Annotated in this window: 13 protein-coding genes; 5 read left to right on the top strand and 8 right to left on the bottom strand. The window is 43.3% G+C overall.

Annotated features, from left to right (window positions below; all coding sequences use genetic code 11):
* Positions 1-114: 114 nt before the first annotated feature.
* The 3 genes from L0B18_RS13715 to L0B18_RS13705 all read right to left on the bottom strand — a co-directional run bounded on the left by L0B18_RS13715 (position 115) and on the right by L0B18_RS13705 (position 1641).
* On the bottom strand, positions 115-573 hold the full coding sequence (locus L0B18_RS13715; RefSeq protein WP_234572357.1) for an SRPBCC family protein: 459 nt from the start codon (positions 571-573) through the stop codon (positions 115-117).
* Positions 574-613: 40 nt separating this feature from the next.
* Positions 614-1060, bottom strand: a complete 447-nt coding sequence (locus L0B18_RS13710; protein ID WP_255695646.1) for a DinB family protein — start codon at positions 1058-1060, stop codon at positions 614-616.
* Positions 1061-1140: 80 nt separating this feature from the next.
* Entirely contained in the window at positions 1141-1641 is a 501-nt protein-coding gene (locus L0B18_RS13705) for an SRPBCC family protein (protein ID WP_234572355.1), read from the bottom strand.
* A gap of 138 nt (positions 1642-1779) precedes the next feature.
* Between L0B18_RS13705 and L0B18_RS13700 the strand changes: the two genes are divergently transcribed.
* Positions 1780-2775: a GlxA family transcriptional regulator gene (locus L0B18_RS13700; protein WP_234572354.1), complete on the top strand. Its 996-nt coding sequence runs from the start codon at positions 1780-1782 to the stop codon at positions 2773-2775.
* Positions 2776-2861: 86 nt separating this feature from the next.
* On the opposite strand, the gene menE is transcribed toward L0B18_RS13700, so the two are convergent.
* From menE to L0B18_RS13685, 3 genes are read right to left on the bottom strand one after another with little or no spacing between them, the layout of a single operon-like run.
* On the bottom strand, positions 2862-4349 hold the full coding sequence (gene menE, locus L0B18_RS13695; RefSeq protein ID WP_234572353.1) for an o-succinylbenzoate--CoA ligase: 1488 nt from the start codon (positions 4347-4349) through the stop codon (positions 2862-2864).
* Between the two features lie 5 nt (positions 4350-4354).
* Positions 4355-5440, bottom strand: coding sequence for an enolase C-terminal domain-like protein (locus tag L0B18_RS13690; protein WP_234572352.1), 1086 nt, complete (start codon positions 5438-5440; stop codon positions 4355-4357).
* Between the two features lie 2 nt (positions 5441-5442).
* Positions 5443-6327: a 1,4-dihydroxy-2-naphthoate polyprenyltransferase gene (locus tag L0B18_RS13685; RefSeq protein ID WP_234572351.1), complete on the bottom strand. Its 885-nt coding sequence runs from the start codon at positions 6325-6327 to the stop codon at positions 5443-5445.
* A gap of 372 nt (positions 6328-6699) precedes the next feature.
* Here L0B18_RS13685 and L0B18_RS13680 point away from each other — a divergent pair, with 372 nt between their 5' ends.
* From L0B18_RS13680 to L0B18_RS13665, 4 genes are all read left to right on the top strand, one after another.
* Positions 6700-7710 carry a glutamine synthetase beta-grasp domain-containing protein gene (locus L0B18_RS13680; protein ID WP_234572350.1) on the top strand — a complete coding sequence of 337 codons (1011 nt, stop codon included), beginning with the start codon at positions 6700-6702 and terminating at the stop codon, positions 7708-7710.
* Positions 7711-7920: 210 nt separating this feature from the next.
* Positions 7921-9276 carry a glutamine synthetase family protein gene (locus tag L0B18_RS13675; RefSeq protein ID WP_234572349.1) on the top strand — a complete coding sequence of 452 codons (1356 nt, stop codon included), beginning with the start codon at positions 7921-7923 and terminating at the stop codon, positions 9274-9276.
* 9 nt (positions 9277-9285) lie between these two features.
* A complete protein-coding gene (locus tag L0B18_RS13670; protein ID WP_234572348.1) occupies positions 9286-10329 on the top strand; it encodes a hypothetical protein in 1044 nt (347 codons plus the stop codon).
* A gap of 6 nt (positions 10330-10335) precedes the next feature.
* Positions 10336-11184, top strand: coding sequence for an HAD-IIA family hydrolase (locus L0B18_RS13665; RefSeq protein WP_234572347.1), 849 nt, complete (start codon positions 10336-10338; stop codon positions 11182-11184).
* On the opposite strand, the gene L0B18_RS19770 is transcribed toward L0B18_RS13665, so the two are convergent.
* Both L0B18_RS19770 and L0B18_RS13660 read right to left on the bottom strand, forming a co-directional pair.
* On the bottom strand, positions 11185-11307 hold the full coding sequence (locus L0B18_RS19770) for a hypothetical protein (RefSeq protein ID WP_255695645.1): 123 nt from the start codon (positions 11305-11307) through the stop codon (positions 11185-11187).
* A 193-nt stretch (positions 11308-11500) separates the two neighbouring features.
* Entirely contained in the window at positions 11501-18277 is a 6777-nt protein-coding gene (locus L0B18_RS13660; RefSeq protein ID WP_234572346.1) for a choice-of-anchor Q domain-containing protein, read from the bottom strand.
* Positions 18278-18287 lie beyond the last annotated feature (10 nt).

Here is an 18287-nt window from a genome sequence, read left to right as displayed (position 1 = left end):
AATCCATGATCAGCCAACGATCATCCGCTGCCTCAAATACAATCATTGTTTTGGAAATGGCTGGGTCATGCAAGCGGGTTTGGCAGAGAACCCTGCTCCCGCCAAAAGTTGTGATTATGAACCTGTCGAATGGCTGCGCTCATTAATCAAGGGAAGTAACTTGTTTTCCAAATACCGGGTCCACGACGGAGCGCAGGAATTGTAACATTCTGTTTGGGGCGTCAAACCCTGGTGTGTGAAAACAAGCCTGGTTTTGTTTCCCGTTGTTGAAATGTCGAAAATTACTGTTGTGCCGATCCATTCGTCTGTTTTTTCAACAAAGCTCAGCGTACTGTCTGTAATCAGCCAAACGATTTTTTTGCCGGGGATGACTTCCACCAGTTTTTGCCTGCTGTAATGAACGCCATCCGCGGCATGAAAGGTAAATTCATCATTCAGGTTTTTTGTATCGCCGGAAAACTTTTCGCCATAATAGCCCGTCCACCATTTGCGAACGTTTAGAATAGCTTGGAACACTTCCTGGGGAGACCGGTCGGTTATCAACGTATGTTTAAAATCTGATGTGTCCATCATTGTTTGGTTTGAATGGATTCGGGTTGTTTCAGGGTTGCAATCAAAATTTCTTTCCTTTCAAAATGGCCGAGGCAATCTGCCCGCAGTGATGCGAATTGTGGAAAAGGGTGATTGAAAAAAGTTGAATTCGGGAGAGTGTGCCAAACCAAGGCGTGTCTATTTCTTCCAGCCAGGCCTGGTCGGATGTTTCGTTCACTAACATTTTCAAAGTGGCATACCCTTGCTCAAAAAGTTTGCGGCTTGTGTCAGGATCATAGGGTTTTCCGGTGTCTGTTTGTCCAATCGTTGTGCCTTCCACGTCTGTTTCGTAGCCAAAAAACTGGCCGATCACATTCGTCGTTTCACCAATATGGCGGTAAATAAATCCGGCGGAAGCCGTTTGTTCCGTTAAACGAAAGGATGCATTTTCTGCATGGATGTCTTTTAAGACTCTAAAACAATCCATACGGCTTTGTTCTAACAATTGGAGTAAAATGTCTTTAGTCATCGGCATAGTTTTCATGTTAAAGTTATGATGGATGGTTGATTTTCAACCCGCCTAAACGGGCCGCATCGCGCTTTCACTTTTTAGTTTGATTTCAGCTTCCACTTCTCAACCAGTTGCTTATTGAAGCCGCCTTCTTTGGGATTGGGCTGTCCTGCTCCTTTGGTTATCAGGTTGTACAAACTGGTCTGAATGAAATTCGTCCAGCCGTCGCGGCATACCTGGTAACATTCATATTCGGGAACCAACCCCTGATGTGTAAATTGCACATGTGTCTGCTCAGCCTCTGTAGAAATCTCAAAGATTAGTTTTGTATCCACCCACTCGGTTTTGTCTTTCGTGAAACTAAACTCGTTCTCCAGCACATGGTACACCACCTTTTGATCTGGAATCTTCTCAATGAGTTCCAATTTGCACAGATGAACATCTTTATAGTGATAGAAAAACGGTTTATTCAGTTTATCTGTCGGACCGTCAATTTCTTCCGACCACCAGGCGCGAACATTCATGATGGCCCGGAATACTTCTGAAGGAGACTTTTTTACTGTAAAAGAAGCGGTGAAATCTGGTGCGTTCGTTTTCATTATTTGCGCGTTTCAATGTTGTGTGGTTGTCACTCTGCATGACAATAATACTGACCGAAAAGCATTTTGAAAGGGTGTGAAATAGACTTTATGACGGGTTGATTTGGACAATGAAAATATTCTATACTACCGGAAAAAATGAAACGTCTTACCATCATCGTCCCCGACGGACAAAGCAACCTGAGTACCATTGCCAGTATCGTAGGATCGTATGAGATTTTTGTACGGGCCAATGCACACCGCGAAAAATCCGGCAAGAAAAAACTTTTCAGTATTGAGCTGGCGGGCATTTCACAACAAGCCCAGGTGTACGATGGGTTGTTTACCGTAAAGCCTCAAACGGATCTCTCAACCATCAAAAAAACGGACCTCATCATTATCCCGTCGCTTGTTCGCAGTTTTGAAAAAGCAGTGGGTGGCAACGAAAAAATCATTGACTGGGTGGAAAAGCAGTATAAAGAAGGAGCGGAAGTGGCAAGCATTTGTACCGGTGCATTTTTGCTGGCTTCCTCAGGCATCCTGAATGGAAAGAGCTGCTCTACTCATTGGTCGGCGGCCGGAAAATTCAGAAGTATGTTCCCGGAAGTGAATCTTCAGGAAGAGAAGCTGATTACAGATGAACAGGGCATTTATACAAACGGCGGGGCCTATTCATTTCTGAACCTGATTATTTATCTCGTGGAAAAATATTACGGGCGGCAAACGGCTATTTATTGCGCCAAGATCTTCCAGATCGAAATCGACCGAAACAGCCAGTCTTCTTTCAGCATTTTTACTCCGCAGAAGACACACGGGGACGAAATGATTATGGAAGCCCAGGAAGTGATCGAAAACAAATCAGACGAAATCATAGCGGTCGAAGAATTATCATCGAAATTTGCAGTCAGCCGGCGAACTTTCGACAGAAGGTTCATCAAAGCGACCGGGAATACACCCTTTGAATATTCGCAACGGGTAAAAATAGAAGCCGCCAAGAAAGCTTTTGAAACCAGCCGTAAAACCATTAATGAAGTGATGTACGATGTGGGGTATTCGGATGCAAAAGCTTTTCGGGAAGTCTTTAGAAAGTTTACAGGAATTTCGCCCCTGGCATATCGGAACCGGTACAATTACAATAAAGAGTTCGCTGAATAATGAACGCCCGATTGAAGATCGCGACCGTTGGTTGATCTCAAAGAAAATTACAGACAGTAACCCATCGATGAATTTCTAAAGGGCACTTAATTCTGCGATCTTTTGTAGAGTTCGATTAATTTCGTTCGCTTGATTTTATAAGTGGCCGTTTTTGGAAGTTTATCAATAATGATGAACTCTTTCGGGATTTTAAATCCCCGGAGTGATTCTTTTAAACCCTGCTCAATTTCCTTTTTATCCAGGTCACCATTTCCATTTTCGAGAACCAGGAATGCCGTTACTTTTTGTCCCCATTTTTTATCGGGAATTCCCACAACGGCAGACTCTCTGATACTTTTGAAAGAGTTTAAGATCTCTTCAATTTCCACAGGATTTACATTTTCGCCGCCGGTAATAATCAGGTCCGTGCGCCGGTTCTCAATAAACAATTGTCCTTTCCGGTTGATATGTCCATAATCACCGGTATAAAACCAGCCTTTCTCATCAAAAAAATCTTCGTTGATCGATTCGTCTAAATAACCGTCAAAGATTTGAGGGCCTTTTAGCCAGATGTGGCCTGATTCATTGTAGGGCAGTGATTGTTGGTTGTCATTCCGGATCTCAATTTCATTGGGTTCAAAAATAGCTCCCACGCTTTTCTTGGGAATATACATTCCGCTCGGCTGAAGCATCGGGTTAGCTGCAATCTGTGCGCATGTTTCCGTCATTCCGTAACTGCAAACAATCGGGAGTCCCCGTGTGAGTGACTGGTTGATCAAATCCATGGAAATGGGGCCGCCGCCAAGCAAAATTGCTTTGAAATTGAAATGGACTCTGAAAAAGGAATCCTCCATCAACTGGACAAGCATCGTGGGTACCATAGAGGCTACCTCAAAATTCTCTTTATGATTCAACAGTTCACGAATTTTCGGCACATCAAAAGTAGACATCAGGTAAACTGCAGAATGATAAAGGAGCGATCTGTAAATCACATTAATTCCCCCCACATGATTAAGCGGCAGACAAAGCAGCCAGTATTTATTGTTGTGTGGTTTGAAATTTTTAGCAGATGAAGAAGACGCAAATAAGATTTGCCGTCGTTTTGCCGGAACAATTTTAGCCGTTCCCGTTGCCCCGGATGTAAGGAAATACCCAGCAATCTCTTCGGGCTCCTCAAAAGAAAAAAGCGTTGTATCAGAGCCTTCCGTTACTTGAAGCATCTCCTTTTCTATGGTCAGATTTGGAATGTCTGAAAGGTGATTGGCAACCTCGTAGTTCTGTGAAAAGATGGCTGCGGGCTGAATCTGTTCCAGGATTTTTTCCAATTCATTGCTGCTGGTTTCCGGGTGAAGGGGAAGGATGGGTATCTTCAACAAGAAACAGGCAGCCATCAGAAAAACGGTTTCTGGTGTGCTGTCGGAAATGATTAAAATCGGTTTGGAATCGCCGGTATCTATCTCATTTAATTGATGCTGGATTTGGGTAGAAAACCCATACAGATTTTGATAAGTATAATTTTCATTCTCGGTCGATAGAAATGTTAGGCGGCCGGCAGGTAACTCAAATTGCGGAACATTGTAATTGCTCCTGTTCATACTGACTATCCCAATTTTTTAAGATGCGTGGTTTTGATGCTTTTAAAGGATTTGGTCCGGTGTTTATATTGATGATGTTTCAGCGATCCGTTTTTAATCTCAAGATCCGGCAGCAAATCATTGGCAAAAAGATGTCCGGTGTTCAGACCATGACTCAGATTTTGATCACCTAGTAGTGAAGTTGTGGTTGCAACCATAGAGCGACCAATACTGGATTCAAGTGCTGTTGTACACACTATATATTTACAGCTACCCCGAAACTCTAAAATTGTTTCATATATTTTTAAAATATTTCCCAAAAGCATGGGTTTGATGATTACAAAGATTTCAGGGTGATTTTTTAAGACAAATTTCAGGTTTTTGATGGATGATACAGACTCATCCAGGGCTAGGGGGACGGAACAATTCTTTTGAAGCTGCTTCAGGTTCTGAAGATCCTCCACGTGCGTGGGTTCCTCTATATATTCGATATGAAGATTCCGGAGCAGTCCGCAATTCTTTTCGATAGATGAAACCGGCCAGGATTGATTGGCATCGAGACGAAAATGAACAGAAGGATATTTTTTTTGAATCCGTGAAAGGAGAGAAGCGAGTTTATCAACAGGATGTTTGGCTTTGATTTTGATGCACTTGAAACCATTCAGAACAGATTGTTCAAGGTTTTCTTCCATTTTTTCGATGGAGGAATAGCCAATTACATCATTCACCTGAATGGCATTCGCCGGAATGGTTCTGAATAAATCATAGATCGTTTTGCCCTTCTTTTCGGCCAAAAGGGAAAGGGACAAATAACTTAAAGGAAACTGGATTGATGGGTATTTTAAATCAGGATTTTCGGCCAAATCACGGATATGATCAAGTGTAAGATCACTTTCAAGAAAGTCCTGAATAAACTTTTTTTGATTGACTAAAACGTGTTTTACATCCTCGTACGATTCTTCAGAAAATCCCGGGAGCGGAGCTGCTTCTGCTACAAGATCAACGTCATTTTTTTCATAATGAATAAGAATTCCCTTTCTGGTTTTAAAAGTCGCAGAACCGGTTTTAAATGGAGAGCGAAAAGGGAGTTCATATTCAAATAGTTGAAGCATATTTACAGTACAATTCCGATTGAAAAAAGTAATCCAAAGAGGATCATAAATTGGGCCGTTCGTTCCAGTGTTTTATTCAGCTCTCTTTTATCCCCATGATACCAGATTTTTTTGATGAGCTGCCAGCCAAGTGGCAGTGACAGATAAGGTAGTATAATCCAGATACTGTAATCATAAAAATGATAAAAAATTATCGGAACCAGGTAGGCAATAAAGAGGAGAACCAAATATTCTATCTTCAGAGTATCTTCGCCAAAGAGAACACCAAGCGTTTTTTTTCCGGAGAGTTTGTCCTGGTGGATATCCCTCAAATTATTTACAACCAAAATGTTTACGCAAAGCGCGCCAACAGGCAGTGAAGCAAGCAATGACTGTTCACTCCATTCCAGGGCATTCACGTAATAAGTTCCCATAACTGCAATAATGCCAAAGAAAATGAAGACAAAAATATCACCCAAACCATTATAACCAAGTGGATAGGGGCCGCCCGTATACAGAACTCCGAAGAGGAGAGAGAGAATGCCGATGAGCAGAATGATCCAGCCGCCAATCCACACCAGGTACAAGCCAATAATAAAGGCGAGAGCCATTGTTACAATGGTTGCGGTCAACATCGCCTTTGGAGAAACCAGCCCAAGTGCGGTGGCGCGTTCAAAGCCGATACGTTCATCTGTGTCGGCGCCTTTCACAAAATCGTAATAGTCATTTGCGAAGTTGGTTCCGATTTGAATAAGCAGTGCGCAAATCAGGGCAACAACGGTACTATCGATACGAAATTGATCATAATTCCATGCGAGAGATGCGCCGATCATAATAGGTACAAGGGATGCTGCGAGGGTCTGGGGACGGGCTGCGCGCAACCAGATAATAAATTTTGATTTCTTCAATGAGCCAATCTGTTTATAACGTGTGGATAATTTATGTCTATGAAATTACTGAATATAGGCTTGCCTAAAAAACTTCGGTAATTAGATGATTTATTTGCTTGTATTTTATTAAAAGAAAAAAGAAAGCGCTTTTACTTTAAAAAATTTAAGTTAATGAGTGTTTATTGAACTTTAGTTAACTGTTGATATTTTTTTGACTAAAAAACTTTATTATGAAAAATGTAGTGAATATCTTACCAGCTATTTGTTATTAATCTCGAATTTAAGACAGGCATTTGTCTCATAGCATATGATCAAAAAAATATTAAAAGTTTAATAAGCCTGTACAAACAAATTCTAACTCGTAAACCATCATAAAATAACTCAACTCATATGGCGTATTCCAAACTTGAATATATTTGGCTTGATGGCTACAAGCCAACCCAATCTTTAAGAAGTAAAACAAAAATCGAACATGATTTTAGCGGAAAACTTGAAGATGTTTCAATGTGGTCTTTCGATGGTAGCTCTACTGAACAAGCTGCCGGTAATTCTTCAGACTGCCTTTTAAAGCCGGTTGCAATTTTCCCGGATCCGGATGTTAAAAATGGCTACCTCATTATGACTGAGGTTCTGAATGCAGACGGAACTCCACATGAAACCAATGGCCGGGCAACAATTGACGAAGAAGATGAAGATTTCTGGTTTGGGTACGAACAAGAATATTTCCTGGTGGATCCTGCAACGAATCTGCCATTAGGATTTCCCGAAGGCGGATATCCTGCACCACAGGGACCATACTACTGCGGTGTTGGCGCAAGAGCCGAATTCGGTAGAGAGATCATTGATGAACACCTCGACATTTGCCTCGAAGCCGGCTTGAATGTTGAAGGTACGAATGGCGAAGTTGCTGCCGGACAGTGGGAATTTCAAATTTTTGCAAAAGGTGCCGCCCGTGCAGGCGATGAGATCTGGATTGGCCGATACCTGATTGAAAGAACAGCCCGTAAGTACGGCGTTGCTGTTGACTGGCATCCGAAGCCACTTGGCGACACTGACTGGAACGGTTCTGGTATGCATGCGAACTTCTCTAACGGTGCTATGCGGGATGAAGGCGGCGAAGAATTGATGACAAAAGTGTGCGAAGCTTTTGGCAAGTACATCCAGGAACATATTGCAGTTTACGGTGCTGACAACGACCAACGTCTGACTGGAAAACATGAAACGCAGTCAATCGATATGTTCAGCTATGGCGTATCTGACCGTGGCGCTTCAATCCGAATTCCAGTAGGTACTGTTGAAAACGGATGGAAAGGACGACTTGAAGATCGACGACCTGCTTCCAACGCAGATCCGTATAAAGTGGGTGCACGAATTATCAAAACCGTTCATTCGGCGCTTTAATCCACTGTTAATTTTGAAATACCTAAACCCCGCTTCCCAAAAGAGGCGGGGTTTTTTTATGTATTTATTTTGAGGGATGAAGATCCGGATAGCTCAGGAACATTCTGAAAATGCTTATCAAAAAATCCGGTTAAATACTTCTTTGAAGTAAGTCTGCTACTTGCGATTTTATAAATCTATAATCTAAAAAAGTATTGGTTGCGTTTACCGATGACCCGAGAAGAAATCATCAAAGCCGTTAAAGAACACGACAGCGAACAGGTAAAATTTGCTGTAGCAGATATGGATGGGATTTTGAGAGGCAAATCGATTTCAAAGGATAAGTTTATCAAATCTTTGGACGATAACATCGGGTTCTGTAATGTTGTGTTCGGCTGGGATGCAAACGATGCTGTCTACGACAATTCAAAAGTTACCGGGTGGCATACCGGCTATCCTGATTCTTTGGCTACGATTGACCTGTCTACATTTCGTAAAATTCCCTGGAATAACAACATTCCTTTTTTCCTTGGAGATTTTCAAAATGATGAAGAGTTGTCTGAAGTTTGTCCCCGCTCACTTCTAAAAAGAATCTCTGCTAAGTGTAAGGAGCTTGGTTTCCAGCCAAAATTTTCAAATGAATATGAGTGGTTCAATTTCCGCGAGACCCCTCAGAGTCTGAAAGAGAAAGATCATCAAAACCCAACACCGCTCACGCCCGGAATGTTCGGGTATTCGATTCTCAGGTCCTCACTTGAATCGGAGTATTTCAACGACCTTTTTGATCAACTTCGTGCTTTTGAAGTGCCCCTTGAAGGATTACACACAGAAACCGGGGATGGCGTTTATGAAGCTGCTATTGAATACACGGATGTTTTAGAAGCGGCTGACAGAAGTATTTTGTTCAAAACAGGAGTGAAGGAGATTGCTTACCGTCATGATATTATTGCCAGTTTTATGGCGAAGTGGAATATCAACCTGCCGGGTTGCAGTGGCCATATTCATCAAAGCCTGTGGGATAAAAACGGAGAAATGAATCTGTTTTATGATGCTTCAGGTGATCTTCATTTAAGCAAACTTCTCGAACAATACATTGCCGGCCAGCTCTATTGTTTGCCTCATATTCTTCCGATGTATGCTCCAACGGTAAATAGCTATAAGCGATTTGTTGCCGGCTCCTGGGCGTCAACTACCGTAAGCTGGGGAATTGAAAACCGGACGACAGCCCTGCGGGCGATACCGGCAGGCAAAACATCCACCCGGTTGGAAACACGTGTGCCCGGTGCAGATATCAACCCGTATCTGGCGATGGCAGCGGCCCTGGCATCCGGGTTATATGGAATCAAAAATAATTTGAGCCTTGATATCTCTCCAACAAAAGGAAATGAGTATACACAGAGTGGAAACAAAGCGTTACCGAAAACGCTCAAAGAAGCTACAGATGCCATGAAATCATCAGATGTGCCAAAAGAGTTATTTGGCGAGGCGTTTACCGACCACTTTATAAAAACCCGTGAATGGGAGTGGGATCAGTATTCCAAACAAGTTACCAACTGGGAACTGCAACGATATTTTGAAATTATTTAACCCCATTTTATGCTACGAATAGATTTTAACTCCATTGTCAGGGAGGCCGTCGAGAGTTATGACAACAGCAAGGAAATTGCGAGTATTATCGACATCAGTGCAAAAGTTTCCACCAATCATGTTTATAGAATTAAATTTGCTGATGATAACATAATTATTGCCAAGCTGTCCTATTTCGGGAAATTTGAGCACTTTGTTGAAGATCACAGCATTATCAATTCGCTGGCAAACAATCTTCCGGCTCCGTTCGAAAATGTTCTGGCGAGATCTCTGATCAAAGGAAATTCACTTTTTATCCACCGGCACAAAGGTGAATTTATTGATGCATGGGTAGTTTTTTACAGGCCGATTCAAATCAAAAAGAAGCTCCCCAAAAAGCTTACTGAAAACCAGATACAGAAACTTGCCCGGTCTTTTGCCCAATTTCACAAAGCGTGCCATAGCATTAAAAATACATTGCCGCCGTCATCAAAAACGCTGGAACTGGATATCAATCATCTGCTTGCCATTTTAAAAACGAAAGACGGCCAGCACGAGCACCGCATGCATATTGATTTGATCAGGGAGCAATGTCATCTGTTCCTTGAGAATATGAATGAACTTGGCGGCCAGAATCTTCCAACCATACCCGTATTTGTGGACTGGAATATCGGCAACTTTTCCGTTACCCCTCAGCTGGATCTTTTTTCCCGTTGGGATTATGACTGGTTTCGAATGAGCTCTCGCATGATGGATTTTTACTTTTTCAGCCGGGTTGTCTCACAAGTAGGAGACAAGACCGTATTCAGTTACGAGATTGACCGGTTGATGGAAGAGCGCTTTGTCCTGTTTTTGCAGGCATATCATGAGGTTTATCCACTTAGAGAAGTAGAAATTCGATTTTTAAAGGAGACTTATCGTTTCTTCCTTCTCAATTATGTCGTAAAATATGGGAGGTACTTTTTTCACGAAATTTTTGCCACCCGCCTGCAACAGGAAGTCTATAACGAACATCTCCCAAACATCGACCAACGGTTTGATCCTGAACCGTTATTGAAAGCATTAAATATTTAGAGTAAAGTGATTAATAAAGTTTCATTTAAATCAACCGTTAAAAATTTTAAAGCCGTATTCCTGGATTCCTATGGAGTACTCAAAAACCACCAGGGACTCATTTCCGGGGTGCAGGAATCGATAGAATTTATCCGTGACCAGGGAATTGCCTTGCGGGTACTTACGAACGACGCTTCCCGAAGCCAGCAGCAGCAAGTAGAAGTCTTTGAAAAACTTGGATTAAAAGGTTTAAAAGAAGAGGAGATTGTAACCTCGGGAATGCTGGCCCGGCAATTTTTGGAGCTAAAAATCAGAACCGGAAAAATTGCCTATCTGGGGACGGAAAATTCGGCCAGTTATATTCTGAAATTTGGATTAGAAGCCGTACCTGTTGCCGACATTGATCTTGAGAACAGCCGGGATATTTCTGCCTTTGTTTTTTTGGACGATGAAGGATTTGACTGGAACAGAGATATCAATAAAACCGTCAATTTCCTGCGGCGTAATAATTTACCGATCATCGTTGCCAATTCCGACAAATACTATCCTATTTCAAACAACGATGTAGCTGTAGCCATTGGAGGAATTTCAAGACTTGTGGAATCCGTCCTCAATCAGAAATTTATCCGGTTTGGAAAACCCGACTCGCAGATGTTCATGTACGCATATGACGAACTCAATAACAGCGGCCATTATGAAAAAGGAGACATCCTGATGGTAGGGGATACGTTACATACGGATATTCTTGGGGGCAATAAATTTGGATTGAAAACTCTGTTGGTTCTTTCAGGAAACACGCGTGCTCAAAACGTGGAGAGCAAAATCAATTCTTCAGGTATTATTCCCGATTTTATAGCCGATTCCATTTTGGAATGATTACGATTGCTGTCCCTGGTTCGGTGGCTGAAGTTGTTCGGTGTTTCGGATAGGAAGCGTTGTTATTTCCGGTGATTGCCAGATTCGGGTTTGATTGGTGTCTTGGTGTTTATCGTTGTTCATGATAGATCTTTGATCTTTTTTAAAAATGGTTTTTGGTTTTGTTAAAGCGGTTTGTGATTACCGAAAGTGTTTGGGGATTGCCGCGGTCACAGGCTCCCTCGCAATGACGAAAGCAACATGAATCTGTCATTGCGAGCGGAGTGAAGTCCCGAAGGGATGCATTTGGCATAATCTCCGAACGTTGGTTCCTTCATTATTTGAGCACTGTTAATTTCTTTGTGATAATTTGACTGCCCGCCTGCAACCGGTACAGGTAAATACCGCTGGATAAATTGCTTGCATCAAAATTGACGGTGTGTCGCCCGGCCGAAACCTGGCCGCTGACCAGCGTGGCTACATTTCGTCCCAGCATGTCATATACATCTAACCGAACCTCACTATTTACAGGCAGCCGGTAGCTAATCAATGTAGTTGGGTTGAATGGATTTGGATAGTTTTGGGATAGCTCAAAGTCGTCAGGAACCGCGCCGAGTTCGCTCAGCCCATCCACACCGGATTGGGTGATTAAGAGTTCAAAACGGGGTTCAGGTTGTGTGTTTTGGGCCGCGAGTTTTGAGTTGATTTGTTGCCAACGATTTTCTGAATGTACGCTTTTCGCTTGATCTTGTGAAACTGTAAAATGATAGTTTGATCCTTTATTTAATTCGATCACATCCATGGTCTGGTTGTCCCGAAGGAAGTAACGGCCATTGAAGATATGAGATTCCGGGAGAGTCCAATTCATCGTAAATTTGCCGGACTCGGTCGTTTGAAGGTCTAATGGAATACGAACTTTTTCATCGATCTCAAGCGGGAGATTCTGAAGACTGTAATTTCGTTGATCTTCATCAATCGAGTAGAAAGCCAGCCACTGGGAAGCGAGTCCTTCGGGAGTTCTCTTTAAACCATCGGTGGGGTCTAAATCCGTCGTTCCATCTTCAGAAAAAACAATACGGGTTTGATTGGAAAAGACCTCATCGGTTCCGGTCACGTTCAGTGATATCATGAACCGGTTTTCAGGTTGTTGGTTTTGTTTAAAGTATCCGCCAGTTGTTTCGCTGCTATAGGTTTCTTCCGTCAGGTTGATCTGCGGATTTTCTCCGGTTGTTCGTACCCAAAAGGCCTGGAATGGAGCAATTAAAACTTCTCCAACCGAACAGCTCAGGTTTATGTAATCTCCGTTGCCGCTATTGGCTGTCGGATCCCACAGGTCGATATTATTGGCAATATCGGTGGAGGACTCATCAAACATCTCACAAAAGTCCAGTGCAATGGGGTGTGGATTGGCCAGCAGGTAGAAGTTGCCGGGATTGGCCGCCGTTTCATTATAAGCCAGTCCGTCAAAAGAGAAGCTTCCATCCAACGGTAGCCAGTTTTCTCCACTGGTCAGCATTTTTGGAAAACCTTCGTCATTTCCGTCATTATCATCATCACCATATACATAGACGATAAATGGCTGACTAGATTCTGTTGTATGATTCAGATCTTCAGGAATTTCCCATTCGTACTCGTCCTGGTCGATATTCCGTACGTTGGCAAAACTTGATCCCGGTGAATCAGACCCGCTTATTCCCTGGGTCCAAACAGGTGAGAGAAGATCGTCATAACTGTCTCCATCCGATGGATTTCCGAGAAACCGCCACCCTTCACTGCCGGTAATAGCGACGCTCCGGGCTGCAAGGTCAATCGTTATTGTATAGGAGTTTGCACTTTCCAGTTCATTATCATCGATGATGGAAAATTCAAAAGAAGTAAATTGGTATCCGTATTGATTGGCAGGTGTCAGCCATAGAAGTAAATCTTCATTAATATCTGCTACTAAAATTACTTGCCCTTGTGTAATTGAAGTTTCATTGAATTGGAGCGCCCCTTCATCAGGAAGTGAAATGATTTTGATTGAGTAGTCTTCATTTGAAACACCAAAATCAAGCCCGGAGAACAGGTAGCTTTCCGCATTGCTAACCAACAGCCGTTGATCAGCCGCTTCGGGCAGCGATAAAGTTGTAAAGGTAAAGACCTCACTCCATTCACCTGTTCCTCCCGGGTTGATACCCCGAACGCGCCAGTAGTACGTAGTAGAGTAATCAAGATCATTTGCAGGCTGGAAACTGTTTTCTTCCAATTCGGTTTGATCAATGATTGGGCTCGACAAATTTGAATTCTCTGATACCTGCAAATGATATTCATCTGCACTCTCAAGTGATTCCCAAATAAACTCCGGTTTGATAGTTGTATTTACAGCTTCATCAAGGGGCGAGGTCAGAACAACGGTTTCCGGTAAAACAATCAGATCCCCCTGAAATTCATAAGCGCCCATGTCAACGGTGTTATTTACACGGGTATTTCCGTCCAGATCTGTGGAGATAGAAGAAATATCAGGTGTTTGTCCCGAATCAAAGAAACTATTGCTTCCCCCGCTAATTACAGGAGACGTTTCCTGAAGACGAAAATCTCCGGCGGTTGTTGGAGCATCGTCCGGATCAATCGAAGTAACAAAGAGCGGATTGTTCCCGGAGTCGGTTCCATCCAGGTTTCCATCACCTTCGGGATCATGTCCTTCAACAAGGCTGTAGCTAAATGCGACCGTAGCTCCATTTAAGTTGTAAAAGGAGGAGGTTGGAGTTCCGATTCCGGTATCATCTTCGTTATCCCAAAAGATGGAGTTTCGTACGATTGCATTACTTGAGCTGGTATTGTTAAACATGGCGCCTCCCGAATATGCAATGTTTCCACTAAAGGTTACATTGGTGAGAATCGGGCTTGTGGCGCCGTTGAGCAAACCGCCGCCTCTGCCAAAGTTATCAGTTGCCCTGTTTCCGCTAAACAGAATGTTTGTAAGGATCGGGGATCCTGAGGCCAGGTACATTCCACCACCACCAAAGATTCCGGTTCCAAATCCGCCTCTGGCTGTATTCCCGACAAATGCACTATTTGTGATTACAGGGCTACTGCTGTTCTGGCTGTACATTCCGCCACCACTGGTGGCAGTGACATTTTCCCGGAAGATGACGTTATCAAAAACCGGATTACTGTTATTATTGTAAACGCCGCCACCAGAACTACTTGCGTAATTCATCTCTATCTTAATATTCGTCAGATAAGGATTGCTATTTTCCCAGTTTACAACTCCAGCACCATATCGACTGGCCCGGTTTCCCTGAATGATTAAATTTCTCAGGGTCGGGCTGCCTGCATCGTTAAAGATCCCGGCTCCATCATCGTCTCTGGGCTCGGGCCCATTTGAATATCCTGCGGTTATGATAAATCCGTCCAGGACAGCCGTTTCATCAGAATTACTTCCATTTACCACATGGTAGCTATTGTTTCCCCGGATTTGGGTTGTTGGGTTGGTGATGATTTCTTCATCATCATTTCCGTCAAGATCTCCGCTTAAGATCGTTGCGTTATTTTCCCAATCCCGATTTTCCAGAGCCGTTTCTTCACCGGAAAATCCACCATATATCTCAACATTGTTCAGCAGATAAAAAGAGATTGACTGATCTGCATTTGGCGTAGGTTTGTAAATTCCTTCAGCTACCCAGATTTGCAGTGTTCCCTCATCCCAACTATTGGTTGCCCAGTTAATGGCAGTACTCAGTTCCGCTAGTGCATTGGCCCACGAATTTCCGGCTCCATCATAGCCGGATGCTTCGGTATTTACATTTTTATCAACATAGAGAATACTTCCGTTTGGTGTGATGGGTTCGCTGGCTCCCTGGAATTCATAGGCTCCCATATCAATGATAGCGGCATCCAGGCGCGGATTACCTGTAAGATCGTTGTCTTCTTGAAGGTCACCACCGGCATCGGTATAGAGCAGGTTATCGCCATTATTGATGGCGTTGCTGCCCGCAGCGAGGCTATAATCGCCGCCGGAAAAGTTGGCAAAAACCAGGGCGGCTGTATAGGCAGTACCGTCTAAATTGCCGATGCCTGTATCGGTCAGGTCGATGTCTTCTACTAAGCTGTTTGTATATGTTGGAACAGTACCATAAAAAGTATCGGTATATATCTGATCTTCATCACCATCTGCCGTATTGCCCCATAGAATAGAATTTTGGATGTCGGCATTTCCCGTGTTATAGAAGCCGCCGCCATCTCCATCGGCTGAATTGTTATTGATGGTTACATTGGTCAATGTTATATCATCGGTACTATTGATTCCGCCACCATCATTATCGGCTGAATTATTATAGATACCTACATTGAGAAACTTTGGATGTCCAACTGTCAGGTAGATTCCACCACCGAAACGTGCCGTATTTTCACTGATTTCTACATTGAACAATGTGTAGGATGAGTTATAGCTGTATATCCCTCCACCGATATTACTTGCCTCATTTTCTGTAATCCGCAAATTAGCAAGAGTAGGTGAGCCGCTTTGAGAACTGTTATAGATAAAAATACCGCCACCGCCATAGTGAGGATTAGAACCGTCAGCATTTCCACCGGTCACCGTAAAACCATCGAGCACGGCGGTATTATTCGCACCGGTACCGTTCACTACGTGATAGCTGTTATTGGTTGAGGGAATGTCACCATCAATATTCCCGCTTAATATGGTTTCGTTGGCCTGCCAGTCGCGGCCGGAGAGTTCATCTTCCGTGGCATCAAACCCGCCATAAATTTCTACACCATTTATAAGCTGGAAAGAAGCGCTGCGGTTGGAATCGTCGGTGGGTGTATAAGCACCGTCTGCCACCCAGATTTGTAATGTCCCGGAGTTCCAGTTATCGCCGGCCCATTGCAGTGCTGTCCTTAACTCGGGAATAGCATTGGCCCATGAACTGCCGTTTTCATTTCCGCCGGAAACATTTTTATCCACATACAAAATTCCACTTTCGGGCTGGATAACTTCGCCTAAGGGAATTTCGTCTGCGGTCGCTTCAACAGAACCTATGTCACAACCGTTGTTGGCATTGGCAATGAAGTCTAAATCAATAGGTCGGTTAAAACCCCGCTGATCAGTCGAAGTATTGCTGCAACTTCCTGCATCGAGAAGGGGGGAGCCGACTATTGGCAGATGATTCATCGTAGGTCCACCATTATACATCAGCGAATTTAACATGGGATCTCCGCTATACGTAGCACTGCACGATCCATCTCCAACAAAACTATTCTCTTCCGACAAACTCCCTGATGTTAAACAATCGCCTCCTTCCGAATTGGCAATTACGCTGTTTATTAAATTAAGTTGGCTTGATCCGCCTAAGCTTAAAATACCTCCGCCAGAAGCTCCGGCACTATTGTTCGAAACCGTACTGTTTTGAACTGTAAGTGAACCTTCATTATAAATTCCACCACCATTACCGTCTCCGCCGGGGGCACTATTTCCCGAAATAGTACTGCTTTGAAGAGTTAAGCGGGAAGAAAATCCGTTATTCATAATACCTCCTCCACTGCCAAGATTTCCCGTTGTCGAGTTTCCAAATACAGTTACATTTTCAAGTGTAAGATCCCCGGAATTTCTAATTCCGGCGGCGCTGCTGGCACTGCCATCTGTAATGGAGAGGGAGCGAAATGTAACTTCTGTTCCTGACTCAATTGCAAAAACACGGCTATTATCATTTCCGCTAATAATAATTCCATCAGACAGGTTGCTTGCATCCAGCGTGAGTGGAGTGTCAATCGAAATTTGTCCGCTGGTTAGGTAAATCCACTCATCGTTCAGAGATTCATCAAATGTGATTATACTTCCATCGAATGTATTTTCGATTACAAATCGAAGGGAGCCCGGTCCGCTGTCATTATTATTGGTTACTACCGGCACTGCTAATGATCCTTCATGGGCCCCAAGATCAACCGTTCCATTTTGGATGCGATCATTCCCGGAAATATCCTTGTCAATATGAGACAGGTCTGGTGTTGCTCCGGAATTAAAGACCGAATTATTTCCGGCACCTAATACTGCACTTCCATCAAAAAACCGGTAATCTCCATTGAAGAAGGGAGCGGTATTTGCTTCCGGGGCATTAACAAATAATGGATCCGTGCTGGCAATATTTCCATTTGCTGTGCTGGAGGAGCCTTCAATCAGGCTATTAAAAGATTCACTTTCGGAGGAGGAATTCGTTGCATCAATAGTGGAATGATTGCTGTTTCCATAAATAATACTGTTTCGAAGGGTTACTTTGGAATAACTGGTAACATATATCGCCGAATGATCCACATCATTCGACACCACATTATTTCCGCTGATTGTAACGTTGGTTAAGACCGCATCTGTTCTTCGAACTATAGATAACGCGCTGCCTTGCCTGTTAACTTCATTTCCGCTAATCACTACATTTGTCAGATAAAGAGGCAGGGTATTACTTTCATCCTGATCCGCTTTTGCCACGATTCCTCCACCGTAGAAGTAGGCATAATTATTTACAACTTTTAGGTTGGACAGGTGGGTATTTCCATTGTTTACGATATAAATACCCCCTCCCTGATTTTTCCCTATCTCAGCAGTACTTCCATTGGGGTCAACACTGCCGCTTCCGTTGGCATATCCGCCTGTTACGGTAAAACCATCTAAGCTCCCACTTACAATAACAACCACATGATGGGAATTTTGGCTATCCGTTATTCCATCTCCATCAATATCTCCGCTTAAAATGGTCTCATTCTCCTTTATGCTTAAATCCCGTTCACTCAGGGAACTTTCATTCCCGGCGAATCCCCCATAAAGTTTTGCATTGGATCGTATAAAAAAGGAATTATCTCTGTTGGTCGGATCGTTGGGACCGGGGCGATTTGAAATAGGCCGCACTGGTTTATACGTTCCGCCCGCAACCCAAACTTCATCATCTGCAAAAGAGTCATCAAGCATCCTCTGGATATCACCACTTGCATTGGCCCAACTGGAACCATTTCCTGTGCCACCTTCCTTTACATAGCGAATAGTCTGAGCTTGTACAGTGGCGATACCCATCATAGTAAGAGCCAGAAATAGAACAATACCGGACATTCGTTTTTTACCCCCAAAAAGAAAAAATCTACCCATTGATGAATTA

The sequence above is a fragment of the Rhodohalobacter sp. 614A genome, assembly GCF_021462415.1.
Classification (GTDB): domain Bacteria; phylum Bacteroidota; class Rhodothermia; order Balneolales; family Balneolaceae; genus Rhodohalobacter.
The sequence above is the reverse complement of the archived record's forward strand: the minus strand, read 5'-3'. Positions and strand labels throughout refer to the sequence as shown.

What these genes read in the sequence shown, in the direction of transcription:
- L0B18_RS13715 (WP_234572357.1), bottom strand. Translation starts at nt 573, where the DNA reads ATGATGGACACATCAGATTTTAAACATACGTTGATAACCGACCGGTCT.
- L0B18_RS13710 (WP_255695646.1), bottom strand. Translation starts at nt 1,060, where the DNA reads ATGACTAAAGACATTTTACTCCAATTGTTAGAACAAAGCCGTATGGAT.
- L0B18_RS13705 (WP_234572355.1), bottom strand. Translation starts at nt 1,641, where the DNA reads ATGAAAACGAACGCACCAGATTTCACCGCTTCTTTTACAGTAAAAAAG.
- L0B18_RS13700 (WP_234572354.1), top strand. Translation starts at nt 1,780, where the DNA reads ATGAAACGTCTTACCATCATCGTCCCCGACGGACAAAGCAACCTGAGT.
- menE (WP_234572353.1), bottom strand. Translation starts at nt 4,349, where the DNA reads ATGAACAGGAGCAATTACAATGTTCCGCAATTTGAGTTACCTGCCGGC.
- L0B18_RS13690 (WP_234572352.1), bottom strand. Translation starts at nt 5,440, where the DNA reads ATGCTTCAACTATTTGAATATGAACTCCCTTTTCGCTCTCCATTTAAA.
- L0B18_RS13680 (WP_234572350.1), top strand. Translation starts at nt 6,700, where the DNA reads ATGGCGTATTCCAAACTTGAATATATTTGGCTTGATGGCTACAAGCCA.
- L0B18_RS13675 (WP_234572349.1), top strand. Translation starts at nt 7,921, where the DNA reads ATGACCCGAGAAGAAATCATCAAAGCCGTTAAAGAACACGACAGCGAA.
- L0B18_RS13670 (WP_234572348.1), top strand. Translation starts at nt 9,286, where the DNA reads ATGCTACGAATAGATTTTAACTCCATTGTCAGGGAGGCCGTCGAGAGT.
- L0B18_RS19770 (WP_255695645.1), bottom strand. Translation starts at nt 11,307, where the DNA reads ATGAACAACGATAAACACCAAGACACCAATCAAACCCGAATCTGGCAA.
- L0B18_RS13660 (WP_234572346.1), bottom strand. Translation starts at nt 18,277, where the DNA reads ATGGGTAGATTTTTTCTTTTTGGGGGTAAAAAACGAATGTCCGGTATT.